Raw genomic sequence first — 2,478 nt, 5'->3', positions numbered from 1 at the left:
CTGCTGGATGCGGTCGCGGACCACCTGCCCGCGCTGATCGCGTATATCGATGGGGATGGCTGCTACGGCTTCGCCAATCGCGCATGCCGCGCGTGGTCCGGCACGCCGACGGATTGGAGCGACAGGCACGTGGACGACGTCCATGCGGACGCTCCCGACTTCCTCGGCTCGCTCAGGCGCGCCATGCAGGACTGCACGCCGGACCACTGGACGACCTGGGAAGGCGAGTTGGGCCGGCCGGCGCGACCGGTTCATCTCTATCTGGTCCCCGACGTGGAGCCCGGCCGCAGGATCGCCGGCTGGTACCTGATGGGGAACGACGTCGGTGAACAGCGGCGCGCACACCGCGAGTTGGCGATGGCGCGCGACCACCTCAAGCGCGTCACCGATCGCCTGCCCGCACTGATTGCCCAATTCGATGCAGCGCACCGTCTGGTTTTCCACAACCGCGCGTTCGCCGACCAGGTCCAGTGGCGCAGTCCCCCCAGGATCGGCACCCACATGCGCGATCTCTTCGGCGAGGACGCCTACCTGCGCCGCATGCCGCAGATCGATGCCGCACTGTCCGGGCGCGATGGCGAGTTCGAAAGCAGCTTCGCCACCGCCGACGGCACCCGGAGCATGCACAGCTTCTATACGCCCGATGTCGACGACACCGGCAAGGTCTGCGGCTTCTTCGTCATGTCCATCGACATCACGGAGAAGGCCCGCCTGGAACACGCGCTGCACGACGCCAACGAACTGGCCGAGGTGACGCTGACGTCGATCAGCGAAGCGGTGATCACCGTCGATATTGAAAGCCGCGTCACTTACATGAACCCCGCCGCGGAAGCGCTGTGCGGCTGGGGACTGGACCAGGCATTGGGGCACCCCCTGGACCAGGTCGCTTCGCTGGTCCGCATCGATACGCAGCCGAATGTCGAGGAACCCCACACGATGGGGCAGCCGGGCGACCTGCAGTTGCTGCGACGCGACGGCAGCCGCATGCTGGTCGAACGTTCGCTGTCGGCCATCCATGACCGCGACGAGCGCATGGTGGGCACCGTGATGGTGTTGCGCGACATCACCGAATCGCGCGCACTCAGCTCGCGCATGACCTTCCTCGCCCACCACGATGTCCTGACCGGGCTGCCGAACCGGCTGCAACTCAACGAGCGGTTGGGCCAGGCGATCACGCACGCCACCAACCATGGCAACGGCATCGCGGTACTGTTCCTCGACMTCGACCTCTTCAAGCACGTCAACGATGCCCTCGGCCACCACACCGGCGATGAACTGCTGCAGCAGGTCGCGCGACGCCTGCAGCGCAACATCGGCAATCTCGGCACCGTGTACCGCACGGGAGGCGACGAGTTCGTCGTGCTGCTGCCGAATGTGGTGACGCGCGACAGCGTGCTGCAGATCGCCGACCGTCTTCTCGCCCTCAGCGGAACGCCCTACACGGTGGCCTCGCACGAACTGCACCAGGCGTTCAGCATCGGCATCAGCCTGTTCCCGGAAGACGGCTACGACGCGGCGACGCTCATGATGCGTGCCGATGCGGCCATGTACCTGGCCAAGCGAAATGGCCGCAACGCCACGCGTTTCTACACGCGCGAGCTGGCATCCAGCGTGGACGCCCGCATCGAACTGGAGAACAGCCTGCGGCGAAGCCTGCGCAACGGCGATCTTTCCCTCCATTACCAGCCGCAGGTCGATCGCCTCACCGGTCGCATCGTCGGGGTCGAGGGCCTCGCACGCTGGCAGCGCGGCGAACGCCTGATGATGCCGGGCGAGTTCCTCCCGATCGCCGAGGAAACCAACCTGATCGTCGACATCGACCAGTGGGCGATCCGCGCCGCGTGCCGGCAGAACCGGATCTGGCAGCAGGCCGGCCTGCCGCCGATCCGCGTGTCGGTCAACATCGCCGCCGCCAACTTCGACACCGACGACCTGGTGGATACGGTGGTCGAGGCGCTGAAGGACAGCGGACTGGCCGCCGAGTTCCTCGAACTGGAAGTCACCGAAACCACGCTGATGCGCGACGTGCAACGCACCGATCGCACCTTGCGCGCACTGAAGGCCCTGGGCGTGCGCATCGCCATCGACGATTTCGGCACCGGCTTCTCGAGCCTCAGCTACCTGGGCAATTACGGATTCAACGTACTGAAGATCGACCAGTCGTTCGTACGCGATGTATCCGAACCGAACCAGGCCGCCATCACCCGCGCCATCATCAGCCTGGCAGCGCAACTGCAGTGCCGCACGATCGCCGAAGGCGTGGAAACGCCGGCGCAGGCCGCGTGGCTGGCCGCCAACGGCTGCGACGAACTACAGGGCAACTACTTCAGCAAGCCGCTGCCGGCCGCCGAATTCGCGAAACTCTATGCCCGTGCCACCACCTGGCATATCCCCCAGCTCGCCCCCAGCGCCGATACGCACTGGTCCTGACGGCGGCGCCCGGGATCAGCGCGCCGACGGGGCTGCCAGCTGGTTCTG

At 66.4% G+C, this 2,478-nt stretch carries 1 protein-coding gene; it reads left to right on the top strand.

Annotated elements, in window-relative coordinates:
- On the top strand, nucleotides 1-2,430 hold a 2,430-nt coding region (locus AC04L7_RS16610; RefSeq protein WP_475513448.1), incomplete at its 5' end, for an EAL domain-containing protein.
- Between the last annotated feature and the right edge of the window lie 48 nt (nucleotides 2,431-2,478).

The organism is Pseudoxanthomonas sp. LjRoot204_2 (assembly GCF_056175765.1).
This window is presented reverse-complemented; position numbering and strand designations above follow the sequence as displayed.